Genomic DNA, 20,346 nt, shown 5'->3' on the forward strand with positions numbered 1-20,346 from the left:
CCGTAATATCAACACGTTTATGCGCAAAATTTTATTGGGAATTTGGCTCCTTTCGGTACTCGTCTGCCTGCCCGCTCTGGCACAGGATGTGACGGTAAGCGGTCGAGTCACTTCATCAGATGACGGCTCTCCCCTACCCGGTGTGACTGTACAAGTGAAAGGGGCAAATCGTGGTGCAAACACCGACGCCCAAGGCAACTATCGTATTAGTGCCTCTGCCAATAGCACATTAGTATTTAGCTTTATTGGCTACACAACGCAGGAAGTTGCCGTGAACAATCGTTCGACTGTCAACGTCACGTTGGCTGGAGATGCTCAACAACTGAGTGAAGTAGTCGTTATTGGTTACGGTACACAAAGCAGGCAGGACGCTACGGGTAGCATTGCAACAGTTAAAGGTGCTGCCATTGCTCAGATGCCTATTCAAAGCTTTGAATCAGGTTTGGCAGGACGAACGCCAGGCGTGCAAATTACCGTACCAAACGGCGTATTAAATAACCCACCCGTTTTCCGGATTCGGGGGACTAACTCTATTTCGCTGAGTTCTTACCCATTGATTATTGTCGATGGCGTTCCGACGTTCACCGGCGATCAAGGCTCTACCAATGCGCCAAGCAACCCGCTGGCCAGTATCAACCCGAACGATATCGAAAGCATGGACGTAGCTAAAGATGCGGCAGCCACCGCCATCTACGGTAGCCGTGCCGCCAATGGTGTTGTGTTCATCACAACCAAACGGGGTAAGTCAGGTAAAGCCAGAGTAAATTACGATGGCTGGGTAGGCTTCTCTAATACGTATCGACTCCCCCAGTTGTTGAATGCTCAGGAGTACATCGGCTTCAAAACCGCAGCGGTTGCTAATAACCCAACGGCTTCGGCTGTAAAGTTTGTACAAACCAATGACGCCAACGGCAACCCCATTGACACAAAATGGTATGACTATATCTACCGCCAGGGGGTGTCTCACAACCATAATCTGAATGTGTCGGGCGGTGGCGAAAACACGAACTACTATTTCTCAGCTGGTTACACAAATCAACAGGGAGTTATTCGTAGAAACGACTTCAAGCGGATGAACGTCCTGTTCAATATTGACAGCAAGCTGAGTAAGTTATTCACTATCGGCGGTAAAATTGCCTATTCTAACGAAAAGAATCTGGCAGCGGGCACATCTGGCTCGTTGAGCGGAGAGGCATTCAATACGAGTGGTTTAGGCCGCGTTGGGCTGGTATTGCCTCCGCTGTTGTCGCCGTACAATAACGATGGTACGTATAACCTCAATGGCTCGGCCATTGGCTTTGCCAACAATGTAATTGGCACGTCTATCTCGTATCCTAATCCACTGCCAATGTTAGATCTTAACCGGTCTAATACAGAAAATGATCACATTCAATCGAACGCTTACCTTCAGTTCAAGCCATTAGACTGGATAACGCTACGAAGCACTTACGGCATTGATTATCTGTTGGTAGACAATGATTTATACCAGTCGCCAATCACCAGTGATGGTTACGCTTCCAGTGGATTTGCTACGAGTAACTTCCGGAAACTGAAAACATGGCTGTGGACGAATACCGCTCAGTTCGACCGCTCGTTTGGAGGTGCTCATAACTTTAGCCTTTTGCTTGGTCAGGAGCAGCAACGCACCACGCAGACGGGTTATGGATTAAATCGGCAAAACGTATCGGACCCTAACTACAACGTAATTCAGGCTGGCTGGGCCACGAACAACCCGGCCAACCTGATTTATACCGAAAACTACCTTCTGTCTGCTTTTGGGCGGTTGAATTACAACTATAAAGAAAAGTACTTCCTGAGCGGTAATTTACGTCAGGATGAGTATTCGGCGCTCGGAGTGAAAAAGGGAACCTTCTACGGCGTTTCGGCGGGTTGGGAATTAGCGCAGGAAGGCTTCTGGAAAGGGGCTGGCCTCGACAACATCTTCAGTGGCTTCAGACTGCGGGGTAGCTACGGTAAAGTGGGTAACATCGGCGGTATCAATGACTACTCGCCTTACTCACTCTACGCGTCTGGCCTGTATGGTGGAGTTCCAACCCTGTTTTTCCAGAATGTAGGTAACACCAACCTTAAATGGGAAACCAGTACTAAAACAGATGTTGGCTTTACATTCGGTCTGTTTAATAATCGGATTACGGGTGAGCTGGCTTACTACAAAAACGATATTAACAACCTGATTCTGAACGTAGCGCAGGCTCCTTCTACAGGTATTCCTGGTCCGCTCGGCCCGGTCACTACCGTTGTGTATCCTCCACAAAACGTTGGTGCCATGTACAACAAAGGATTAGAAGTTTCACTAAATGCGCGAGTTGTCAATACAAAATCGTTTCAATGGTCGTCGAACTTCAACATAACGTTTAACAAGAATGAGGTTACGGCATTAGCGCCTGGCCTTAATGTGATCCAAACCTCAACGGGTTCGTTGGAAACAGTAAACCAGACGGCTGTAGGCTATTCGCTTGGGCAGTTGTGGGTGGTTCGTACGGCTGGTGTTGATCCGTCAACCGGCAAACGAATCTTCGTTAACTCGGCTGGCCAGAACGTGTACTATCAATTCTACGCTCCTTCCGGCCAATTCAATTACTCCACGACGCCGGACGGAAAAACCAGATACGTTAGCCCAACGGGAGGCTCCTCCATTACCCAAGCGGCAGATGCTGTGATGTATGCCAATGTGAATCCTAAAACATACGGTGGCTGGGATAACAACTTCAAGTATAGGAACTTTGATCTGGGTGTTTTACTCACGTATCAGTTGGGCTTTTACGTCTACTACGGTACTAACGCAGGTCTACACGATCAGCGTTTCTGGAACAACGATCGCGACGTGCTGACCGACGCGTGGCAGAAAGAAGGCGATACCGGCAAGAAATACGCGAAGCCTGTGTTTAACGACAACACGTCGAATGGCTCGGCATTCCCAATGGACATTAACGTATTCAAAGGCGACTTCCTGAAAGTGCGGACGGTTTCATTGGGCTATACCCTGCCTGCCTCCCTGTTGAGCAGAGCCAAAATCAGTAGTCTGCGCGTATACGTAAGTGGCCAGAACCTGGCTGTTCTTACTAAGTATCCAGGTCCTGATCCAGAGGTATCGGCGAACGGCTCGGGTATTGGCGGTAACACCAGCCAGGGCGTTGACAGAAACACAGTGGGCAACACGCGTACTATCACCGTTGGCCTTCGGGCTGGCTTCTAATTTTGATACGAAGAGACATCATGAACAAGAAGATAAATTACTCTCTATTTTTTTGCCTGACCTTGGTGGGGCTCAGCTCCTGCGACAGGAGTTTGCTTAACCCAATTCCCCAAACCACGGTTCTCGACGCATCGGCCCTAAGCACACCGGCCCGTGTACAAAACCAGCTTTTATCGCTCTATGGTGCGCTGAAAGACGGAAATTTTTATGGCGGACGGTATGTAATCTACGGCGATATTCGGGGGGAGGACTTCATCAACGAAACGTCTAACCTGGTTACTGGCTCGGACGTATGGGGCCTCAACGCCACTAACAGTGCCACAGCGGTATCAACGCTCTGGTACTTCGGCTATCTGACGATCAACAAGTGTAATGTGTTTCTAGATGGTATGGCGGCTAGTGGAACATCAGTTGTCAGTGCCGATGCTGCTGCCAAGTACATCGCCGAAGCTAAATTCATTCGGGCTCTAACTTACTATAGCCTGCTTCAATACTATGCTCGGCCGTATGCAGATGGCAACGGCAACAAACCCGGCCTTCCGCTTCGGCTAACGGGCATCAATAGTGTTGGACAGTCTAACCTGGCCAGAAGCAGCGTTGCCGATGTGTATGCTCAGGTCCTGAAAGATTTGAATGAAGCGGAAGCGGCTTTACCTGCAACCTACACGGCGGCTTCTGACAACACAACGCGTGCTCACAAGAATACAGCCATTGCCTTGAAGACAAGAGTGTATTTGACTATGCAGAACTACGCGAATGTTGTAACAGAAGCGAATAAGATTGTTAGCGCAACGGCACCGTTCAAGGCTCCTACTGGGGTAGCGCACCAATTGCAGCCAGACATCACGACACTATTTACGGCTTATGTAAACCCAGAGTCAATTTTGTCGATGCCAATGACTTCAACGACGGGTGATTTTCCTGGAACGCAAAACCAATTGGCTTATTACTACTCGCCAACTACGGCGAATGGTGGTGTGGGTAACGCAGAGTATTCATTAAATCCGAAAGGCATTATTGCTGATACGTCCTGGCGGGCAACGGATAAACGGCGGTCTTTCATTAGACAAACCGGTACAACCACCATCAAAAATTGGTTAACCAAGTATAAAGCCCCCAGCCCATATACGGATTACGTACCGGTTATGCGCTACTCTGAGGTATTATTGAACTTAGCGGAAGCCAAAGTTCGTACGACAAACTCGGTAGACCCTCAGGCGGTTGCTTTATTAAATGCCGTTCGGAACCGATCAGATGCCACGAAGACATACACAGTCGCTGGCTTTGCCAGTCCTACGGATTTAATCAACGCCATCTTACTCGAAAGACGTATAGAATTCCTGGGCGAAGGCTTACGGAATAACGATCTGGTTCGTTTGCTGCAACCAATTCCAGCAAAAGGAACAGTACCAGCAAAAGCGCCTACTGAGCCAAATTACATCTGGCCAATCTCAGCGACCGAATTAGCACTGAACAACCTAGCTACGGATAATTAACTGATTAATGTTGTCAAGCAAAAAGAGCTCTCATCGCCGAGAGCTCTTTTTGTTTAATTATGCGAATTGACTGCGTCCTTACTTTGTCGAATACGTCACATCATCGTCGTCGAGGTCGGTCGTAAGCCCCGTGCGTGTGGTTGAATCCGTAGGGTTTATCTGCTCTACGTCGACATCCGTTCGACGAACTGTATCTCGAATCACTTCTTCACGCTCAGTCACATCCTTATTAACCGAAATTTCTTCAACTACGTTGGCCGTCTTCGAAACAACCGGAACTTCGGTATGTTCGGTCAGCGTAATTTCACCTTCCTGAAACGCATTTAAATCAGCCTCGGTTGCTGGACGGTTCACAGGGGTGCGGTACACGTGAACCCGTTCTTCACGTAGTCGTAAGCTTTCTTCAACGGGTCGTTCAATGATGCGGCTTCGTACGCGAACGCCCCCGCGTTCTACTTCGCGCTTGCCAACTTGCAGATTTTCTTCAACCACCTTTAAGGTCTGGTCATTGTCGGTAGTGCCAAAGCGATCAGACGTATTTACTGTCGTTGCATCGGTCATACTCGTACCGATCACACCCGTAGCTGCTGTGCCCGAATACTGAGCGGCACGCTCGTTTACGTCTACAGCTCCATTATCGTCCAGGATATCGGCTGCCCGTTCGGCCTCGTCATCTGATTGGGCGTGGACCGTTACAATCGAACCGCGTTGACCGACCGTTGTATACCGACGAGCATCGTCATTGTCGTTACTGCCAAACAGCCCACCAAAGAAATTGCCAACTTTATCACCAACGTCTTTTGTGTCGTCTACGACCTCCTCGGCGTACGTACCGCTGGTATTCTGGTGCCGGTCAGGAACTGTGCCGCTTAGGCTACCAGAGGTATAGGAGTCATTTGTATAGTTGCCCGTCTGCGCGGACAGATCAATGTTACTGCGAGAAAAACCATTGCTTACTAATTGGTCAACGGCCTGTTGTGCTTCAGTGGCATTATCGAAAACGCCAATTACTGTAAGTGCCATAATCGGTTTAGAGTTAGTTATGTCTGCTCGGTACTTAAAAATTATGCCAACCAACAACGTGCTGACCTAAATACCTGTAAGTTAGACATTAACAAGAAAATTGATAAACCTCGAAGTATTTAGAATACTTAGTCTATGAGGTAAATAGTACACAGTTTTGTGTACTTCAGCTAATAGCAGATGTGATGAATTCAACTTTACGTGCCATAGGCAAACACCCCACGTTTAGTAATGGAGCTTATTTTGAAATAAGCTCCATTACTACATATAACTGAGGTTTTACACTTTGGTAACGATAACGTCGATGCGTCGGTTTTTCTCTCGCCCCGTTTCAGTCTTGTTAGAGGCTACCGGCTTATTTTCACCACGTTCTCTGGTTGTAACCCGGCCAGCGTCAATGCCTGCCTTAACCAAGGCTTGTTTCACAGCCTCAGCCCGATCAGCAGAGAGTGGGTCATTGATAGCATCAGGCCCCGTACTGTCTGTGTTTCCCTCAATGCGTATAGCCAGCGTTGGGTAGGCTTGCATGATCTGAATAAGATCGTCAACATGAGGACGAGCCTGTGCTGTAATCTGAGCCGAGTTAGACTCAAATGTCAGGTTATCGAACGTAAAGACTTTGTTCGGTTTGCGGCTTTTATCAGCCAGGTACCGGGCCAGCGAATAGTTGAACGAATTTTCGGCAACGTTCAGCCGCCGTCCTCCTGGCAGGTCAACACCAACCCGCACCTCTGGTCCCGAACTACTAGCGGTCCCATTACCAGCTGCTCCATTGGCCGAATCGCCCGATACTGCACCCGCTCCGGCAGTACCATCGGAGCCTACCGTGTCACTAGCAATCGTATCCGTTGCCACCACACCCGACGACCCGTCGGTTTGGCCGCTTGTGGCGCCTTCGTTTTCGTCCCGGTTGCACATCCGGGTAATCAGTAAAAATAGCAGTAATAGACCTAGGGCCAATAAGAGCCACTTCCACCAGGGTGTACCAGTCCGGTCGTCGCTGGTGGATACCGGCGTAACAGGCGCCCCGGTCGGTACCGTTGTGGTTGTAGTAACCGGACGTCTTGTGCCTGCAGTCAGCAGTAGACCCAGTATTCCGGCCAACGCAGCTGGTACATCCTGCCGGGTTGTATCGGCTTCGCCCCGCAGTAAGCTGGCTAATTGTGCTTCGCTCAGATTGCGGGTGGTTATCTGCTTGTGAAGATATCCCATCAATACGGACATAACCAATCCCGCCAACGTACTGGCCGACGTCGTACTAACCCCACTGTACTGAGCGGTGGCGTCTGCGAGCCGGTCTGTTGAATCTCCGAACAACCGTCTCAACAGGTCATTACCCGATTCGGCCGCTTTTCGACGATGGTCACTTGTTTCGGCTAACTGCGCTAAACTGGGGTCAGTGTCGAAGGGAGTTGTTTTAAGCAATTGATACAGAGTGGCAGCCCCATTACCATCTTCGGTGTAGTTGATTACTCCACTTGTTATGGTAGGTAAAAGTCCATCAACAGCCTTCTGCGTTGGAGCTGCATTTTCTCCGAGTACCCGTGCTAGATCGTTGACCGCGGTAGAACTAAACGTTGACCGCATGTGGTCTAATATTATACTAGACATATCCTATAGAGTTTTTATAGTAGGAACCTAAGCGTATGTGATATGTTCACAAAAGTTACATTCAGGACCTCGTTAGCTATGTGCCCAGCGGCAGGTAACAGGATACGCTCGGTCAGTTTTTCGGACAAATGTCCGATAAAATGGTTATGCATAGAGTAACGTGCTAACTGTTGGGCAAACCTTATCTGCTCAATTCGAAACGAATACGTTGCGCCCCTTTCAGCTACATGATAAACTCCAGAATTGCCGGCGTTGGCCATTACTTACCCGAGCGGATTGTCTCCAATGACGAGTTGGCGCCCCAAATAGAGGTGAATAGTGCCTGGATTGAAGAACGTACGGGTATTCGAGAACGGCGGTATGCCGCGTCGGGTGAAGACACTGCCACTACATTAGGAGCCGCTGCCGCAAAAATCGCTATCGAACGAGCTGGCATCATAGCCTCCGACATCGATTTTATTGTTTTTTCGACCATGAGTGCCGATTATCAGGTGCCCGGTTGTGGGGTTCTGCTTCAACGGGAGTTAGGAATTACCCACACCGAAATTGGCGCCCTCGACATTCGGAATCAGTGCTCGGGGTTTCTGTATGCGCTATCAGTAGCGGATAAGTTTATTAAATCAGGTGTGTACCGAAACATTCTGGTTGTGGGCGCCGAACGCCAATCGTTTAATCTGGATTATAGCGTTCGTGGGCGCGACGTAGCTGTTTTGTTTGCCGATGGAGCCGGGGCGGTGGTGCTACAACCAACGGACGAGCCCGGTCAGGGTATTCTATCAACGCACCTGCACGCCGACGGTACGTATGCCGAAGAACTATCGATCATCAACCCTGGTAGTCACGGAAATTATCATTTTAAGAAATACAAGCCCTACTACCTAGATACAGCGCATAATTTCATTCATCAAAACGATGGACCGTTTGAGCTTCCCTACCTCTTTACCGGTATTTTTAAAGGACTACAAGTTATCAAGAAAGCTTTCGAGAAATTTCCAGAGGTTATTTGTGAAGCCGTTTGTTCAAACGGTTATACGCTAAACGATGTTGACTTTTTTGTTATGCACCAGGCAAACCTACGCATCGTTGAATATGTGCAGCGTAAGATGAACCTGCCCGACGAGAAACTGTGGAACAACATCCAGCACTACGGTAACACTACGTCGGCTTCGATACCTATTGCCCTTAGCGAACTTTGGGAGAGCGGCAAATTACACAAAGGCCACTTACTTTGTCTATCAGCGTTTGGGAGCGGCTTCACCTGGGCCTCGGCGCTGATTCGTTGGTAAAAACTAAAGAGTGAATGAGCGAATGAATGAAAGGGTGGCTATCCAGGCGTATTATTTACCGCACTAACGACCCACTTCGCTTCGGCGGTCCAATTTCGCTCTTTCACTCATTCACTCTTTCGCTCCGCTTTGGCGGTCCGATTTCACTATGCAAGTAGGAGACACATACAGTTACCGCTATCATTTTTCGCAGGACGACGTCCGAAAGTTCGCCGAGGTAACCGGCGATGATAATCCACTTCACCTCGACCCCGAGTTTGCGGCTGGTACGCCTTTCAAACGACCAATTATGCACGGTATGCTGAGTGCCAGCGTGTTCGCTCGGGTCTTTGGGCGGGACTTTGGCGGTACGGGTGGAGTTCATCTTTCGCAGCTACTTGAGTTTGTCAGACCCATGTACCCCGACACCGATTACGAAGCTCGTTTTGAATGCAAGGCCATTGATACCAGACGCCATACGGCTGAGATCAGCTGCACAGTTGTCGATCCAGAAACGGGTAAAGTAACGCTACGGGGCACTGGAATTGTGTTTCACAAAGAGATGTTTGTTGAGTAGCAAAATAAGTGCAGTGAGTGAATTGAGTGGAGTAAGATATACCCTTCCCCTGATCAACTTATTTCGCTATTTTTACCAGGATACCGATACCAGCCGCTGATGATTATGCAGACGCTCACCCGACCAATTACGTATCAGGAGTTCAGAGAGATGGAGTTTGAGGAGCAGGAACTCAAAGAATTCATATTTGAACTTATTGACGGAGAAATTGTAGCCCGTAACTACCCTACCGCTACGCATCAGCGTATCTTATTTGAGCTAACCATGTTAATAGGTAGCCACGTTAAAACGAACCAACTTGGTCGGGTCTTGTTTGCTCCCTTCGGCGTTATTATAGATGGCTTTAACGACGTTCAGCCGGACCTTATGTTTGTCTCTCAAGCAAAGCAGGAGATCATTTAGGAAGCTGGCATTTTTGGCATTCCCGACTTGCTGGTTGAAATTATTTCGCCGAGTTCAATCAAAACCGACCGGGGTAAAAAGTTCAAGCTATACGAGCGCATGAACGTAGCGGAGTATTGGATTGTCGACGTAAATAACCGTAGTATTGAGGTGTATCAACGGCAGGAGTCTGGCTATGAATTAATGTCGTTCGCGGTAGAAAAAGGCGAAGTAGAGTCGTTTGTCCTCAAAGGGTTACTGGTGGAAGTGAGTGCCCTATTTGTTTAAACTTATCGAATACGAACGTAGCCGCTGTGGCATCCTTCAATGCAAGGTGGCGACAACCGTAGCGTATCGTTTCTAATACTGACGAATAAACTGTAGCCGATTTGCCGCTGGGTGCTATCGAGTATAATCAAATAAGTGCCGTACCGAGTCGAATCTATTCGGTAGGTTCGGGCTTGGGCCAGCGCCGATTTACCCATGTTCACGGTTGCCACTTCTCCCTGAGCCGTGAAGCTTACAGCCTGGGGTGGAATCAGAGGAGCTTTCTTGACAATATAGCCTGCTCCCGGCGAATAGCCATACTCTACAAACAGCCAACTCCCAACGATTGAGGGATTAGGCGTTGGTTGAGCGTCTTCTTGTGAACAACCCCACAAGCCAATCAGCAGCATTCCCGAGAAAAACGATAAGCGTTTAATATGAGTCATGACGCAGTTTTGGAAGAATGACCCAACCAATGATCAATCCGTTGGAATAGCGTGTTTTTGACAGGATAAACAGGATTACTACGCAGCTAATAATAAAGAGGCAGTGCAGAAACGTTACAGCATAGTCCGGGGATTTTTTTAGCCCATGTATTGAATCGCTCCATCATGAAGGCCCGTGTTCTACCTTAGCAGGACGTTAATTAAATACTCATGAATTCACGAAAAACCAGTCTACTGGTCCTGTTTATCGTTCTAGGATTATCGGTCATTACGAAAGCACAACTACCACTCAGAAATTCACGTTGGCAGGGTGTCGTGCAAGGGAGTCAGGAGACACGTGTTCTAATGACGTTTCGTAATGATACACTACAGATTACATTCGAATCGTCCAACAATTCGCTGCCACCAATGCTGTATGAGCAGATCGGCGATACGTTGGCCGTATTGACTGATTCACGTTTGACTTCATGTACGCAACGTAGCGCCGGATTATACCGCCTAACTTATCTGGACAACGGTGAGCAGTTTACTTTACAGATAATTAGTGATGATTGTCCCGAGCGTACAGACCTTTTACTGTCAAAAACGGCGTTCAAACGCGTACGTACCAGCCTTAGCCCGCCCCCTCGTAATTGGCCCTATCTAGACCCTGCCGCCGACTCTGTGGCTGGCATGAGCTTGTACCGGGCTTATGAGTTACTCAAAGGACGGTCGTCAGTGCCAGTCGTGGTAGGCGTGTTGGACTCGGGCGTCGACATAGCCCACGAAGATTTAAAGGATGTGGTCTGGATAAATCCCAAAGAGGTACCTAACAACACTACTGACGACGATAAAAACGGCTATATCGACGATGTAAACGGTTGGAACTTCATGGGAGCCAAGGATGGCACGACCTATGAGTACGACCAACCCGAGATTTCGCAAACGTATCTTCTTCTGAAGGATAAATATGACAAAGCGGACCCGGCCAGACTTAGCGCTTACGAAAAGCGGCAATACGAGACCTACCAAACCGCGAAAAAGCAGTTTCTGCAGCGATACAACGCCAGCCGATCAAAACGCCTTGCCTTCGCCGACACAAGCCGATTCTGGCAGATAGCCGATCAACTTGCTACTAAGTTACCGAGTACAGCTACCTCGCAACAGGCCATCCGAGCCGTTGATGTAGGGGCAGACTCTGTCGCGATTGCGGTTCGAAACTTGTTAGCCGATGTTTATGATCCACAATACGGCCCCTTTTGGACATACACCGCCGTTATTCGTCAGAATTGGTCGCGGTTTCGGCAGATAGCAGCGGGCGATGCAGAGATTGCCTACAATCCGGGTTACAATGCTCGAAAAGCCGTTGGCGATGATCCGGCTAACCCAACTGAACGCTATTACGGCAGCCCGACCATGCGCATTGGCCAATCGCAGCAGCTAGCGTTCCATGGTAGTCACGTAGCGGGTATCATTGGAGCCAAACGTGATAATGGCCGGGGAATTGATGGCGTGGCCGATAACGTTCGGATTATGCCGGTATCGGTAGTACCAGCCAATGGCGACGAACGTGATAAGGATGTAGCCAACGGCATTCGTTATGCCGTCGAGAACGGCGCCAGGGTAATAAACATGAGCTTTGGCAAACGGCTATCGCCTTTCAAAGAGCAGGTTGATGCTGCCATCCAATTTGCCGAGGAACATGACGTATTGATTGTTCACGCAGCTGGTAATAACGGCGAGAACTATGATTCGCTCCCGGCTTATCCCTCGGCTCGCTACGAAAATGGCAAAATAGCGCAGAACGTGCTGGTTGTTGGGAACAGTACCTGGCGCATCAACGAAGGTCTGGTCAGTCGTTCGTCTAACTATGGCGCCCAAACAGTAGATTTGTTTGCACCTGGCACGGACATACTTTCAACCTTACCCAACAATCGATATGCTAATTTATCGGGTACAAGCATGGCCGCTCCAAATGCAGCCGGCGTTGCGGCTTTACTCCGCTCTTATTTTCCGAAACTAACAGCGGTGCAGGTAAAAGAGATTTTGGTAAAAAGCAGTCATAAGCCCGACATTACGGTACGCAAGCCGGGCCGTTTATCGGAGAAGGTCCCCTTTAAAAGCTTGAGCCGATCCGGCGGGTTGTTGAATGCCTACGAAGCCGTGAAGCTGGCACTGGGTAATTAAAAAACAACCGGGTCAAATAAATACCGGGCTATTGGTTGTGATTCGTTGTTAAATCGCTGATTTCAATACACGACGATCCCTGGCAATGAATGATGATCTGCTTAAACGCATGCTATTCCTTACCACTCAACCTCTCGCTTATCGTGCCAGAATTTACCGGTTTCAGATAGTGGAGCTTCTGTAGCTAGCCAAACAATGGTTTCGGCTCCTTTCTCAACGGGTCGGCTCGCATTAGGGCCTCCCATATCGGTACGAACCCAGCCCGGATCAACACAGTTCACAGCAATAGTTTCACTTTTGAGTGCTCCGGCAAACTGCCTCGTGACGGCGTTCAAAGCCGTCTTCGAAATGCTGTACGCTGGTGCGTAAGTGGTCATATCGTTCAGTGCTCCGGCCCCGCTCGATACGTTAATAATACGCGCCCCAATGGTACTCTTGAGAAGATAGGGTAAAAAGTCCTGAATCACTAAAATTGGTCCACTGACATTTGCCTTCAATGTCCGGTCGAGCATTTCGGTGTTTAGTTTAATAATGTTTTCGCCGTGATCTTCGAGAACCGCGGCATTATTGACCAGCACATCGAGGTGGTCGGCCTTCTGTGAAAACGTACCACAGGCGTTTTTTATACTAACCGGGTCCGTTACGTCGAGTTGAATAAACGTCGCTTCGTAGCCCTGACGGCATAACTCTTCGGAAGTTTCCCGGCCCTTAGCTATGTCGCGGGCGCCAATAAATACCGCAAAGCCACGCTCAGCCAGCTGCCGGGCAATCTCCTTTCCAATTCCTTTATTGCCTCCCGTAATGAGAGCCGTACGTTGGTGTTCAGTCTTCATACTAGTTCTTACTCGACCCGGCCTCAAAATGTTTGCAGAAAGCTAACCGTATGCTCAACTACCTGACCGTTTCCTCAGTGCTGTTACGAATTTCGATACTTTAGCGACTAATCTTACACAATCAGTTCACTGACCATGCATCCAATGAGATCATTCTGTTCTTTTTTGCTCTTAAGTCTGTTGCCAGTTGGTTTATCGGTAGCTCAGACTAGTACACCAACATCGTCAACTGGCCCGTCGAAACCTGCTACAACCAGCCGACCGGCCGTGAAGCCCCCTGCCACACGGCCAGCAGTAACTGACAATCAAGGAGGTGCCTCTACAAATGCTACTCCCACACCGTCAACCAGCTCCAACCGGCAACAGGAGCTTTATGATCAATATCACGGTATAAATAAGAAAACGACGGCGACTACAGCTCCTGCCACTGCCGAAAAACAGGCGGTAAGTCGACCAGCCAGCCGGATTGAGTCTAGCCCCACTCCTGCGCCGTCAGCTAGAACTGAAACTGCCAGTCCACCGGCGCAATCTGCTCCGTCTTCGCCAGCGGGTAGCAGCGAGTCCAATGTTCGGATTGGTCTCCGAGGGGGCGTAACCTATTTGGTTTTTACCGAGCAACGAGCAGGAGCGGACCCGACGGTTGGCTTTGTCGGCGGTATTACGTTCAATTTTGGGAAAGGCACGTTATCGTTTCAGCCCGAAATCAATTATGCTCGCTACAGTACAAAAGCATCAATACTGGGTCTTTCAATCACCGCAGCCAGTGATTTAGTTGAGGTTCCGTTGTTTCTGAAGATTTCATCGGGGACGTACGAAGGCAACCGCTTCTTCCTGAACGTTGGTCCTTATGCCACCTATATTGCGGGCGTTAGCGTAGATGGCAAAAAAGAATCGCTCGATGATAGCAACACTCGTTTTGGATTTGGGGCAGCTGCGGGAATAGGCGCTGCTATTAAAGCGGGGCCTGGGCACTTCACCGTCGAAGTACGTGGTCATTATCCACTGGGCGATATAGAGAATGGCTTTTCTACCGACGTTAATACGATTTTTTCGCAGGCAACACTTGGCTACATCTTTCCCTTAGGTGGCCGGTAGCCAATACGACTTCTCATAGAGTGGGTTTAAAATGGCAACGACCGCCTGGGCGCTGCCATTTTTGTTTGAGCTGGCGCGTACAATACCCGGTTAAACAAATGGCAAAGTCTTCTCCCAAAGCCATTTAGCTTTTTCGTCGGTTATGTCGCGGTTGTGCGTATTTTTAGGTTTACTATCCGCAAAATATCCGCCATTGTTACGTTCGCCAATAGCCTTAAGCGGAGCTGCCGCCAGGAAAACCGATGTTTCAGCCCCTCGTTCGGGTGAGCGCATGAGCGGTCCCGCCACTGAGAATACTTTTCCTAAAAACCCAGGCGTGTCCGACGCAAAGTTGGTCCGAACGGCACCCGGATGAACAGAATAGGCGGTGATACCCTGCCCCGCAGTCCGGTGAGCCAGCTCTTTGGCAAAGAGCAAATTAGCCAGTTTATCATCACAATAGGCGAACATAGGCGACAAGTCATCAATCTTACGAAAGAACCGGGCGGCACTACCACCCAAATAAGCGGCTGACGACAGATTAATAATGCGGGCATCGCCAGTCGCTGCTCCGGCCCCCTTAAGCAAGTCCATCAGGTGATACGTCAGAATAAAATGTCCGATATGACTGGCGTAAAACGATTTTTCGATACCATCGACAAACTCAATCTTAGCTGGTGTGTACCCTGCGTTATTAATGAGGACATCTAGCTTTGTGTAATTTGTTTTGATGTGCCTGGCTACTTCACGTACCGAATCGGCACTGGCGAGATCAGCAAACAGTAAGTCTACTTTTACCGCTGGATTCGCCATCTGCACGTTAGCCTGTGCCTCGCGACCTTTTTGCTGATTACGGCAGATCAGAATTAAGTCGAACGAACGTTGAGCGAGCGCCTTGGCCGTAGCTAAGCCTATGCCAGAGTTAGCACCCGTAATGACAGCAGTTTTACTTCCCATACAATGGATTGTAAGTTGAGAATACGAAGCAGGTACGTTGCGACTGCCCTGCCTGAACATGTATTATGTAAATCGTTGTCGACGCTTTTTGTTTCAGTCCGCTTTCTACCAACGAGAACTAGGTAAGGTTGTTACAAGAGTATAAGTGACGGAAGGTATCAATAAAAATACCAGACAACGCAGGTGGTCATCCGGTATAATGAGCGTGTCTGCACAGGATGGCCGATCAGGCGCTGAATGCAGGAGCAAACTCGTTCCTGGCAAAGTCTTCGAGCTTTACCTTACCATACGTTGGCTTATTCTTATAGAAGTCTTTCTGCATTTCACCGTTTCGCATGGATTGCCCCAACTTGGTGTACTCCGTAGCCATTTCTTCGTTCAGGCCGGCTTGCAACAAGCCTTGTTTATTCTGATCGTCCGGAAACACCACCCACGGGATTTCGGGCTTACCTACGGCCTCGCCGAGAACTTTTGCAATCTCGGCTCCAGTACGTTCATCGCTGGCAATGTATCGCACCTGATGACCCGTGAAGTCTAGATTTAGTAACTCTGTCAATGCTACATCGGCAATATCATTGGTATGAGTCAGCACAATGGGATCATCGCCGAAGTTGCTGCCTATAATGCCGCCGTTTTTGATCATACCAATCATGCTAAACAGATTGTACATGAAATAGGACGGCCGCAGGAATTTACTGTTTAACCCCGCCACTTCAGCTAGCTTGTGTTCGGCGTCGTGTAAGCCGTCTACCGGCCCGACGCCCTGGCCCAAATGAGCTCCAACGCTGCTCAATAACACGGCAAACCGAATATCATTGGCCCGAATGGCAGCTATATAATTATCAATGATCTGGTTTTGGTAGGCACGCCAGCCTTCAACGCCCCACTTCGCCGGAATAAGCAGATAAACAGCGTCAGCATCGGCAAAAGCTTGTTGTATAAAGTCGGCGTCTTCAACGCTACCAACTGCGGCCTTTGCACCAAGGGCTTCAATAGCCGCAGCATTGTCTGGTTTACTGGTAACAACTGTAACGGTATGACCTGCCTTAACAAGACCTTCGGTGATGGGTTTACCGGTGTGGCCAATGGAGCCGGTGATTACGTAATGCATGACTGCTTAAAAGTTAGTGTTTAGTAGTGTGAGATATACTTAATTAGCCCCTACAATTCTAGCAGCAGGCTTCGATTAGAAGAGTAGTTTCCACCCATTAAAGAACAAATCTTTACCGGGTTGGCCCGACCACTGCCGGGATGTGTCTTCAGCTTCGGGCGCATCTGCCTCCTTCTGGACAACAATGGCCGAAATTCCTTCTTTGGCCAGCGACCGGCAAATATCCTGTGAGGTTGCATTACTATTACCTGCTAGCAGGCATACTGCGTCTTGTCTCGTTTTCATCACTACTCCTTATTTATATTGCTTGCACATACAACCAAAAACACAAATTTTTTATACCTTCTCCAGTGCCTGAGCCGCCTTAAACACTTGTTTTGTCAGTTGGCATACATCCACTTCGCCAACCGCCTGCGAGTATCGGGTACCCACGCGACTCCAGGCTTCGTCAATGGCAGGACGCATTGCAATACCAGCGGTCATGGGGTATATAAGCGTCTTTTTGCCTTCGGTTTCCCGCCGAACCAACTGTTTCTGCTCCAACTTTTCGACGAGTCTCGTGATGGTAGACGGCGTCAGGTACAGCGTTCCACTTATTTCTGAAGGGGTTATACCTGGATTATCGACTACTTCGCACAACAGGTACGCATGCGAGTAAGATAAACCAAACCGACCAAATTCTTCATCGCCAATAGCCGTAATGGCGCGCGCCAATGCATTAGCAGAGAACAGCAAACAAGCGCTATAACGCGTTGCGCTCTTTTCCTCTTCGGCTACGGCTATTGCTTTCTCTTCGTTCATGGCTCCTCATTCATATTGGTGAAACAAAACTAACAGATCACATTTGTATGTGCAAGCAATATTCCTAAAAATTTATTCTTAATTTATAACGCTAATTCAGTAACCGCCTGACAATCACAAGCGCAGAGAACACGGAGATTTTTCTAGCCTTCGTGTTCTCTGCGCTTCCGCGACAATAATTTATCTGTGCTACTTTAAAGGCAGGTGTACCTCGGCCATCATACACCGGGCCGACCCTCCTCCATTTCCCTCAATCATTGACAAATCGAAATGAAGCAACGTAGCGTAATCGTCCAGCAAATCGATTTGCTTAGCTGTCAGTGACTCAAACGCCCGGGTAGACATAACAAGCAGTTTCTGCCCTTTGCGAGTTTGTACCATCAACATGTTTCCGGCAAAACTGGCCATCTGCTCCAGCGAAATGTCAATAACACGTTTCCTCAATCCTTCCAGCTCTTGCCGAACCATCAATCGCTCATCAGGATCGCTGATAGCAGCCAGGCACACAATTGCGAACGTATCGGCAATGCACATCAATACATTGGTATGATAAACAGCCTTGCCGTTGGCATCGGTTGCCCGAAACGATACCGTCCGATAGCCCGTTTGACGACTAAATTCATCAAGTACATCAGCATGGGTTCGGGGAGACAGACAGGCAAAGGCTACTTTATACATCCGGTCGAGTACCATACTACCCGTACCTTCCAGAAACTTACCTTCCTGCTCAAAGTGGGTGAGGTCGATAATTTTGGCTACGTGAAACCGTTCTGCCAGGTTATTAATAATATCAGGCCGGCGCTCTAAGCGCCGGTTTTCGGCCTGCATGGGATAAAGCACTACCGTGCCGCTGGCATGAAAAGAGACCCAGTTGTTCGGAAAGATTGAGTCGGGCGTATACGGCTCAAGGGTATCATCATATACCATAACGTCAACCCCAATAGCCTCAAGTTGACGAACCATTTCATCGAACTCACGGCGGGCGTCGTCCTGAGCTACATCTTTCGTTTGCGCAGCCAACTTTATGTCCTGAAACGCGTTTGATTCGGCGGTTTGCTCGTTGAAGCCAAAACGAACCGGACGAATCATGAGAATTCTTGAAGTAGCCTGAGATTGCATAAACGATAATTAGTCAGTTGGACGGTCAGTAAGACAGAATCGACGGGCAAATTAGTATTGATCCCTCAATCGGCCAACCTTTGCTCGAAAGCGGGTATCATTTTTGGGTATTCTCTGGCAGCTTTGACAGCAAACACCTCGTTACGTATTCATTCAAATCTCCTCTCTCAGCAACGGCAAGCTCATGCAATGCGAGCCACCCCGCGCCCGGCTTAACTCGGCCGATGGCAGCATGATAAATGTGTTTTCAATGGTGTCGGGGGATGAGTCTCCCCGCTCGAAACGCTCTAACAATTTAGCCGCTTCAATAACCTCGAAACCAGCTCTCCGGAACGCTTCAGCCGTTTTCTGATTTCGGTCGTACCCAACCACAACCCCATCTTTCAGCGCTAGTAGGTTGCACGAGTCGGTCCACTGCTCGCGAGCTCCAAATGGAAATTCGTTATTCCCCGAATAAATAAATTGCACAGGTTCGGTGGCACCTAAATCGTTCTTACTGATGTCGGCTAACAAATCTTCCAGATTTTCAATTTCAATAGGCTTATGCTCAAGCCCTTTAATGAATTGGAGAATTTTCAGATCCTCCGATACGTCCTTCGGCGCGAAAAAATGAATAACATCGCGCTTCTTGGCTTCATCGCCCGTTCGGGCCAGCGACGCCAGTAACACCCATACATTGCGTTTCACCTGCGTGAATATCGTGTCGATGTGCATGTAATCGCGCTTCTTCGGTATCTTAATAATTGTGACGGTATCGACCAGATTTTTGCTGAATACCAGCCGCATAACCTGCTGCGCTGCGTAGAGGGTGGTCCGTTCGCTGACGCCAATCATTAAGTGGCGCTTTGCAATCATCATCACATCTCCCCCTTCGAGCGTCGACCGCGTAACGTCGCGATTAATGTCGGCGTCGGGCAGCAGAAATGCATGTTCGTTGTCTGGAATTTCGATGATTTTATCTTGGTAGTCGGCAAACAACGGATGATTGAAGAAGATGTATTGAGCCAGCAATGCCTCGCGGGTACGAGCTAATTTAGCGGGTTTGTTGAGCAGAATATGGTCGTTGATAACAATGCCAATATCACGGGTAAAAATGAAGTTAGGCAAGGGGGCAAACAACATCGTTTCGTTAGGCAACGATCCCGAAATCATGATCTTGGCCAGCTCAACGGGGTCATACTGATTTAGTTGTTGCTGTGTCCGAAACGATGTTCGCTCAATACCACAGATAGCCGCAATCATGCGGGTACGAATGACTTCATCAGCCAAAATATCGGACAGCAGACATTGAATATCTACGACCCTATCTGAGCGGAAGTAATCATCGTGATCAGGTTTAAAGAATGACCGGTCGGAAGTAGGTCCGAGTTTAGCTACATTTCCCCGCACCTTATCGGGATCTAAGAAGTATAACAAAATCTTAACGTAGTAATCGTACTCGTCCCGGCGCATCATGTCGAGGTGAACGATGTCTTCAAATAGCCAGTCTTGCGCTTTAGAAGGAACAACTTTTCCTAGTCCTCGATCAGGGCTATGAATAAGCAGTCGTTTAAGTGTGCCAATCTCCGACGAAACGTTGATGCGAGGGAGAGCTACTGCCGTTTCGCTGGTCAACGTATCCGTTGATATAGCCTGTTTTCCGTTTTTCATACCAATAAAATAAGCCTGGTTTAAATCAGGTCTGTTATGCAAGGTACAGCTTTGATTGAGAAAAGTAAAAACCTTTCCTTATACCAGCCTCAGCCGCGGCCTTAAATTAACACTCTCATTAACAAGTATTTAACCTTACAAATCCATAAGTAGCTAGCGGCAATTAGCTCAGTCTAAATAATTGGCATACAATTTGACTAGTTGTCGCTCAGTAGCGTTTATGTGACTGCTCACTGCTAGATTCTTGATTTTAAGTAACTGTTCTCTTCTATCCATCACGAAGAAAGCATCCCCAAGTTAATATGCATTTCATCAGTTGCTCCGAATCTGACCACTACTCAACCATTCATAA

Annotated in this window: 16 protein-coding genes and 1 pseudogene; 7 read left to right on the plus strand and 10 right to left on the minus strand. The window is 48.6% G+C overall.

Annotated elements, in window-relative coordinates; all coding sequences use genetic code 11:
• Positions 1–19: 19 nt before the first annotated feature.
• The gene (locus tag ACFSUS_RS04100) at positions 20–3,217 is read left to right on the plus strand and encodes a SusC/RagA family TonB-linked outer membrane protein (protein WP_381519455.1); all 3,198 of its coding nucleotides are present in this window, start codon (positions 20–22) and stop codon (positions 3,215–3,217) included.
• Positions 3,218–3,237: 20 nt separating this feature from the next.
• On the plus strand, positions 3,238–4,713 hold the full coding sequence (locus tag ACFSUS_RS04105) for a RagB/SusD family nutrient uptake outer membrane protein (protein WP_381519457.1): 1,476 nt from the start codon (positions 3,238–3,240) through the stop codon (positions 4,711–4,713).
• A gap of 78 nt (positions 4,714–4,791) precedes the next feature.
• On the opposite strand, the gene ACFSUS_RS04110 is transcribed toward ACFSUS_RS04105, so the two are convergent.
• Positions 4,792–5,736 (minus strand): DUF2382 domain-containing protein, encoded by a 945-nt coding sequence (locus ACFSUS_RS04110; RefSeq protein ID WP_381519460.1) that lies wholly within the window; start codon positions 5,734–5,736, stop codon positions 4,792–4,794.
• A 279-nt stretch (positions 5,737–6,015) separates the two neighbouring features.
• Positions 6,016–7,347 carry an OmpA family protein gene (locus ACFSUS_RS04115; RefSeq protein ID WP_381519463.1) on the minus strand — a complete coding sequence of 444 codons (1,332 nt, stop codon included), beginning with the start codon at positions 7,345–7,347 and terminating at the stop codon, positions 6,016–6,018.
• A gap of 227 nt (positions 7,348–7,574) precedes the next feature.
• On the opposite strand from ACFSUS_RS04115, the gene ACFSUS_RS04120 reads away from it, so the two are divergent.
• The 3 genes and pseudogenes from ACFSUS_RS04120 (at position 7,575) to ACFSUS_RS04130 (ending at position 9,858) form a co-directional block, all read left to right on the plus strand.
• Positions 7,575–8,633: a 3-oxoacyl-ACP synthase III family protein gene (locus tag ACFSUS_RS04120; protein WP_381519466.1), complete on the plus strand. Its 1,059-nt coding sequence runs from the start codon at positions 7,575–7,577 to the stop codon at positions 8,631–8,633.
• A 148-nt stretch (positions 8,634–8,781) separates the two neighbouring features.
• Positions 8,782–9,189 (plus strand): MaoC family dehydratase, encoded by a 408-nt coding sequence (locus ACFSUS_RS04125; RefSeq protein WP_381519468.1) that lies wholly within the window; start codon positions 8,782–8,784, stop codon positions 9,187–9,189.
• Positions 9,190–9,294: 105 nt separating this feature from the next.
• Positions 9,295–9,858, plus strand: a pseudogene (locus ACFSUS_RS04130) (Uma2 family endonuclease).
• A gap of 2 nt (positions 9,859–9,860) precedes the next feature.
• Here ACFSUS_RS04130 and ACFSUS_RS04135 read toward each other — a convergent pair.
• Entirely contained in the window at positions 9,861–10,283 is a 423-nt protein-coding gene (locus ACFSUS_RS04135; protein WP_381519471.1) for a hypothetical protein, read from the minus strand.
• 210 nt (positions 10,284–10,493) lie between these two features.
• Here ACFSUS_RS04135 and ACFSUS_RS04140 point away from each other — a divergent pair, with 210 nt between their 5' ends.
• Positions 10,494–12,449 (plus strand): S8 family serine peptidase, encoded by a 1,956-nt coding sequence (locus ACFSUS_RS04140; RefSeq protein WP_381519473.1) that lies wholly within the window; start codon positions 10,494–10,496, stop codon positions 12,447–12,449.
• Between the two features lie 119 nt (positions 12,450–12,568).
• On the opposite strand, the gene ACFSUS_RS04145 is transcribed toward ACFSUS_RS04140, so the two are convergent.
• The gene (locus ACFSUS_RS04145) at positions 12,569–13,282 is read right to left on the minus strand and encodes an SDR family oxidoreductase (RefSeq protein WP_381519476.1); all 714 of its coding nucleotides are present in this window, start codon (positions 13,280–13,282) and stop codon (positions 12,569–12,571) included.
• A gap of 144 nt (positions 13,283–13,426) precedes the next feature.
• Here ACFSUS_RS04145 and ACFSUS_RS04150 point away from each other — a divergent pair, with 144 nt between their 5' ends.
• A complete protein-coding gene (locus ACFSUS_RS04150) occupies positions 13,427–14,377 on the plus strand; it encodes a porin family protein (protein WP_381519479.1) in 951 nt (316 codons plus the stop codon).
• A gap of 90 nt (positions 14,378–14,467) precedes the next feature.
• Here ACFSUS_RS04150 and ACFSUS_RS04155 read toward each other — a convergent pair whose 3' ends face one another.
• From ACFSUS_RS04155 to ACFSUS_RS04180, 6 genes are all read right to left on the minus strand, one after another.
• Positions 14,468–15,313, minus strand: a complete 846-nt coding sequence (locus tag ACFSUS_RS04155) for an SDR family NAD(P)-dependent oxidoreductase (RefSeq protein ID WP_381519482.1) — start codon at positions 15,311–15,313, stop codon at positions 14,468–14,470.
• A gap of 226 nt (positions 15,314–15,539) precedes the next feature.
• Complete coding sequence (locus ACFSUS_RS04160) at positions 15,540–16,424, minus strand: NAD(P)H-binding protein (protein WP_381519485.1); 885 nt, start codon at positions 16,422–16,424, stop codon at positions 15,540–15,542.
• A 75-nt stretch (positions 16,425–16,499) separates the two neighbouring features.
• A complete protein-coding gene (locus tag ACFSUS_RS04165) occupies positions 16,500–16,709 on the minus strand; it encodes a hypothetical protein (RefSeq protein WP_381519487.1) in 210 nt (69 codons plus the stop codon).
• Between the two features lie 51 nt (positions 16,710–16,760).
• Entirely contained in the window at positions 16,761–17,225 is a 465-nt protein-coding gene (locus ACFSUS_RS04170) for a MarR family winged helix-turn-helix transcriptional regulator (RefSeq protein WP_381519489.1), read from the minus strand.
• Positions 17,226–17,414: 189 nt separating this feature from the next.
• Positions 17,415–18,344: a citrulline utilization hydrolase CtlX gene (gene ctlX / locus ACFSUS_RS04175; protein WP_381519492.1), complete on the minus strand. Its 930-nt coding sequence runs from the start codon at positions 18,342–18,344 to the stop codon at positions 17,415–17,417.
• Between the two features lie 153 nt (positions 18,345–18,497).
• Positions 18,498–19,994 carry an arginine deiminase family protein gene (locus tag ACFSUS_RS04180; protein ID WP_381519495.1) on the minus strand — a complete coding sequence of 499 codons (1,497 nt, stop codon included), beginning with the start codon at positions 19,992–19,994 and terminating at the stop codon, positions 18,498–18,500.
• Positions 19,995–20,346 lie beyond the last annotated feature (352 nt).

The sequence above is a fragment of the Spirosoma soli genome, from assembly GCF_042684525.1.
GTDB lineage: Bacteria > Bacteroidota > Bacteroidia > Cytophagales > Spirosomataceae > Spirosoma > Spirosoma soli.

Coding starts and splice junctions, on each gene's coding strand:
- ACFSUS_RS04100 (WP_381519455.1), top strand. CDS start 20: ATGCGCAAAATTTTATTGGGAATTTGGCTCCTTTCGGTACTCGTCTGC.
- ACFSUS_RS04105 (WP_381519457.1), top strand. CDS start 3,238: ATGAACAAGAAGATAAATTACTCTCTATTTTTTTGCCTGACCTTGGTG.
- ACFSUS_RS04110 (WP_381519460.1), bottom strand. CDS start 5,736: ATGGCACTTACAGTAATTGGCGTTTTCGATAATGCCACTGAAGCACAA.
- ACFSUS_RS04115 (WP_381519463.1), bottom strand. CDS start 7,347: ATGTCTAGTATAATATTAGACCACATGCGGTCAACGTTTAGTTCTACC.
- ACFSUS_RS04120 (WP_381519466.1), top strand. CDS start 7,575: ATGATAAACTCCAGAATTGCCGGCGTTGGCCATTACTTACCCGAGCGG.
- ACFSUS_RS04125 (WP_381519468.1), top strand. CDS start 8,782: ATGCAAGTAGGAGACACATACAGTTACCGCTATCATTTTTCGCAGGAC.
- ACFSUS_RS04135 (WP_381519471.1), bottom strand. CDS start 10,283: ATGACTCATATTAAACGCTTATCGTTTTTCTCGGGAATGCTGCTGATT.
- ACFSUS_RS04140 (WP_381519473.1), top strand. CDS start 10,494: ATGAATTCACGAAAAACCAGTCTACTGGTCCTGTTTATCGTTCTAGGA.
- ACFSUS_RS04145 (WP_381519476.1), bottom strand. CDS start 13,282: ATGAAGACTGAACACCAACGTACGGCTCTCATTACGGGAGGCAATAAA.
- ACFSUS_RS04150 (WP_381519479.1), top strand. CDS start 13,427: ATGAGATCATTCTGTTCTTTTTTGCTCTTAAGTCTGTTGCCAGTTGGT.
- ACFSUS_RS04155 (WP_381519482.1), bottom strand. CDS start 15,313: ATGGGAAGTAAAACTGCTGTCATTACGGGTGCTAACTCTGGCATAGGC.
- ACFSUS_RS04160 (WP_381519485.1), bottom strand. CDS start 16,424: ATGCATTACGTAATCACCGGCTCCATTGGCCACACCGGTAAACCCATC.
- ACFSUS_RS04165 (WP_381519487.1), bottom strand. CDS start 16,709: ATGAAAACGAGACAAGACGCAGTATGCCTGCTAGCAGGTAATAGTAAT.
- ACFSUS_RS04170 (WP_381519489.1), bottom strand. CDS start 17,225: ATGAACGAAGAGAAAGCAATAGCCGTAGCCGAAGAGGAAAAGAGCGCA.
- ctlX (WP_381519492.1), bottom strand. CDS start 18,344: ATGCAATCTCAGGCTACTTCAAGAATTCTCATGATTCGTCCGGTTCGT.
- ACFSUS_RS04180 (WP_381519495.1), bottom strand. CDS start 19,994: ATGAAAAACGGAAAACAGGCTATATCAACGGATACGTTGACCAGCGAA.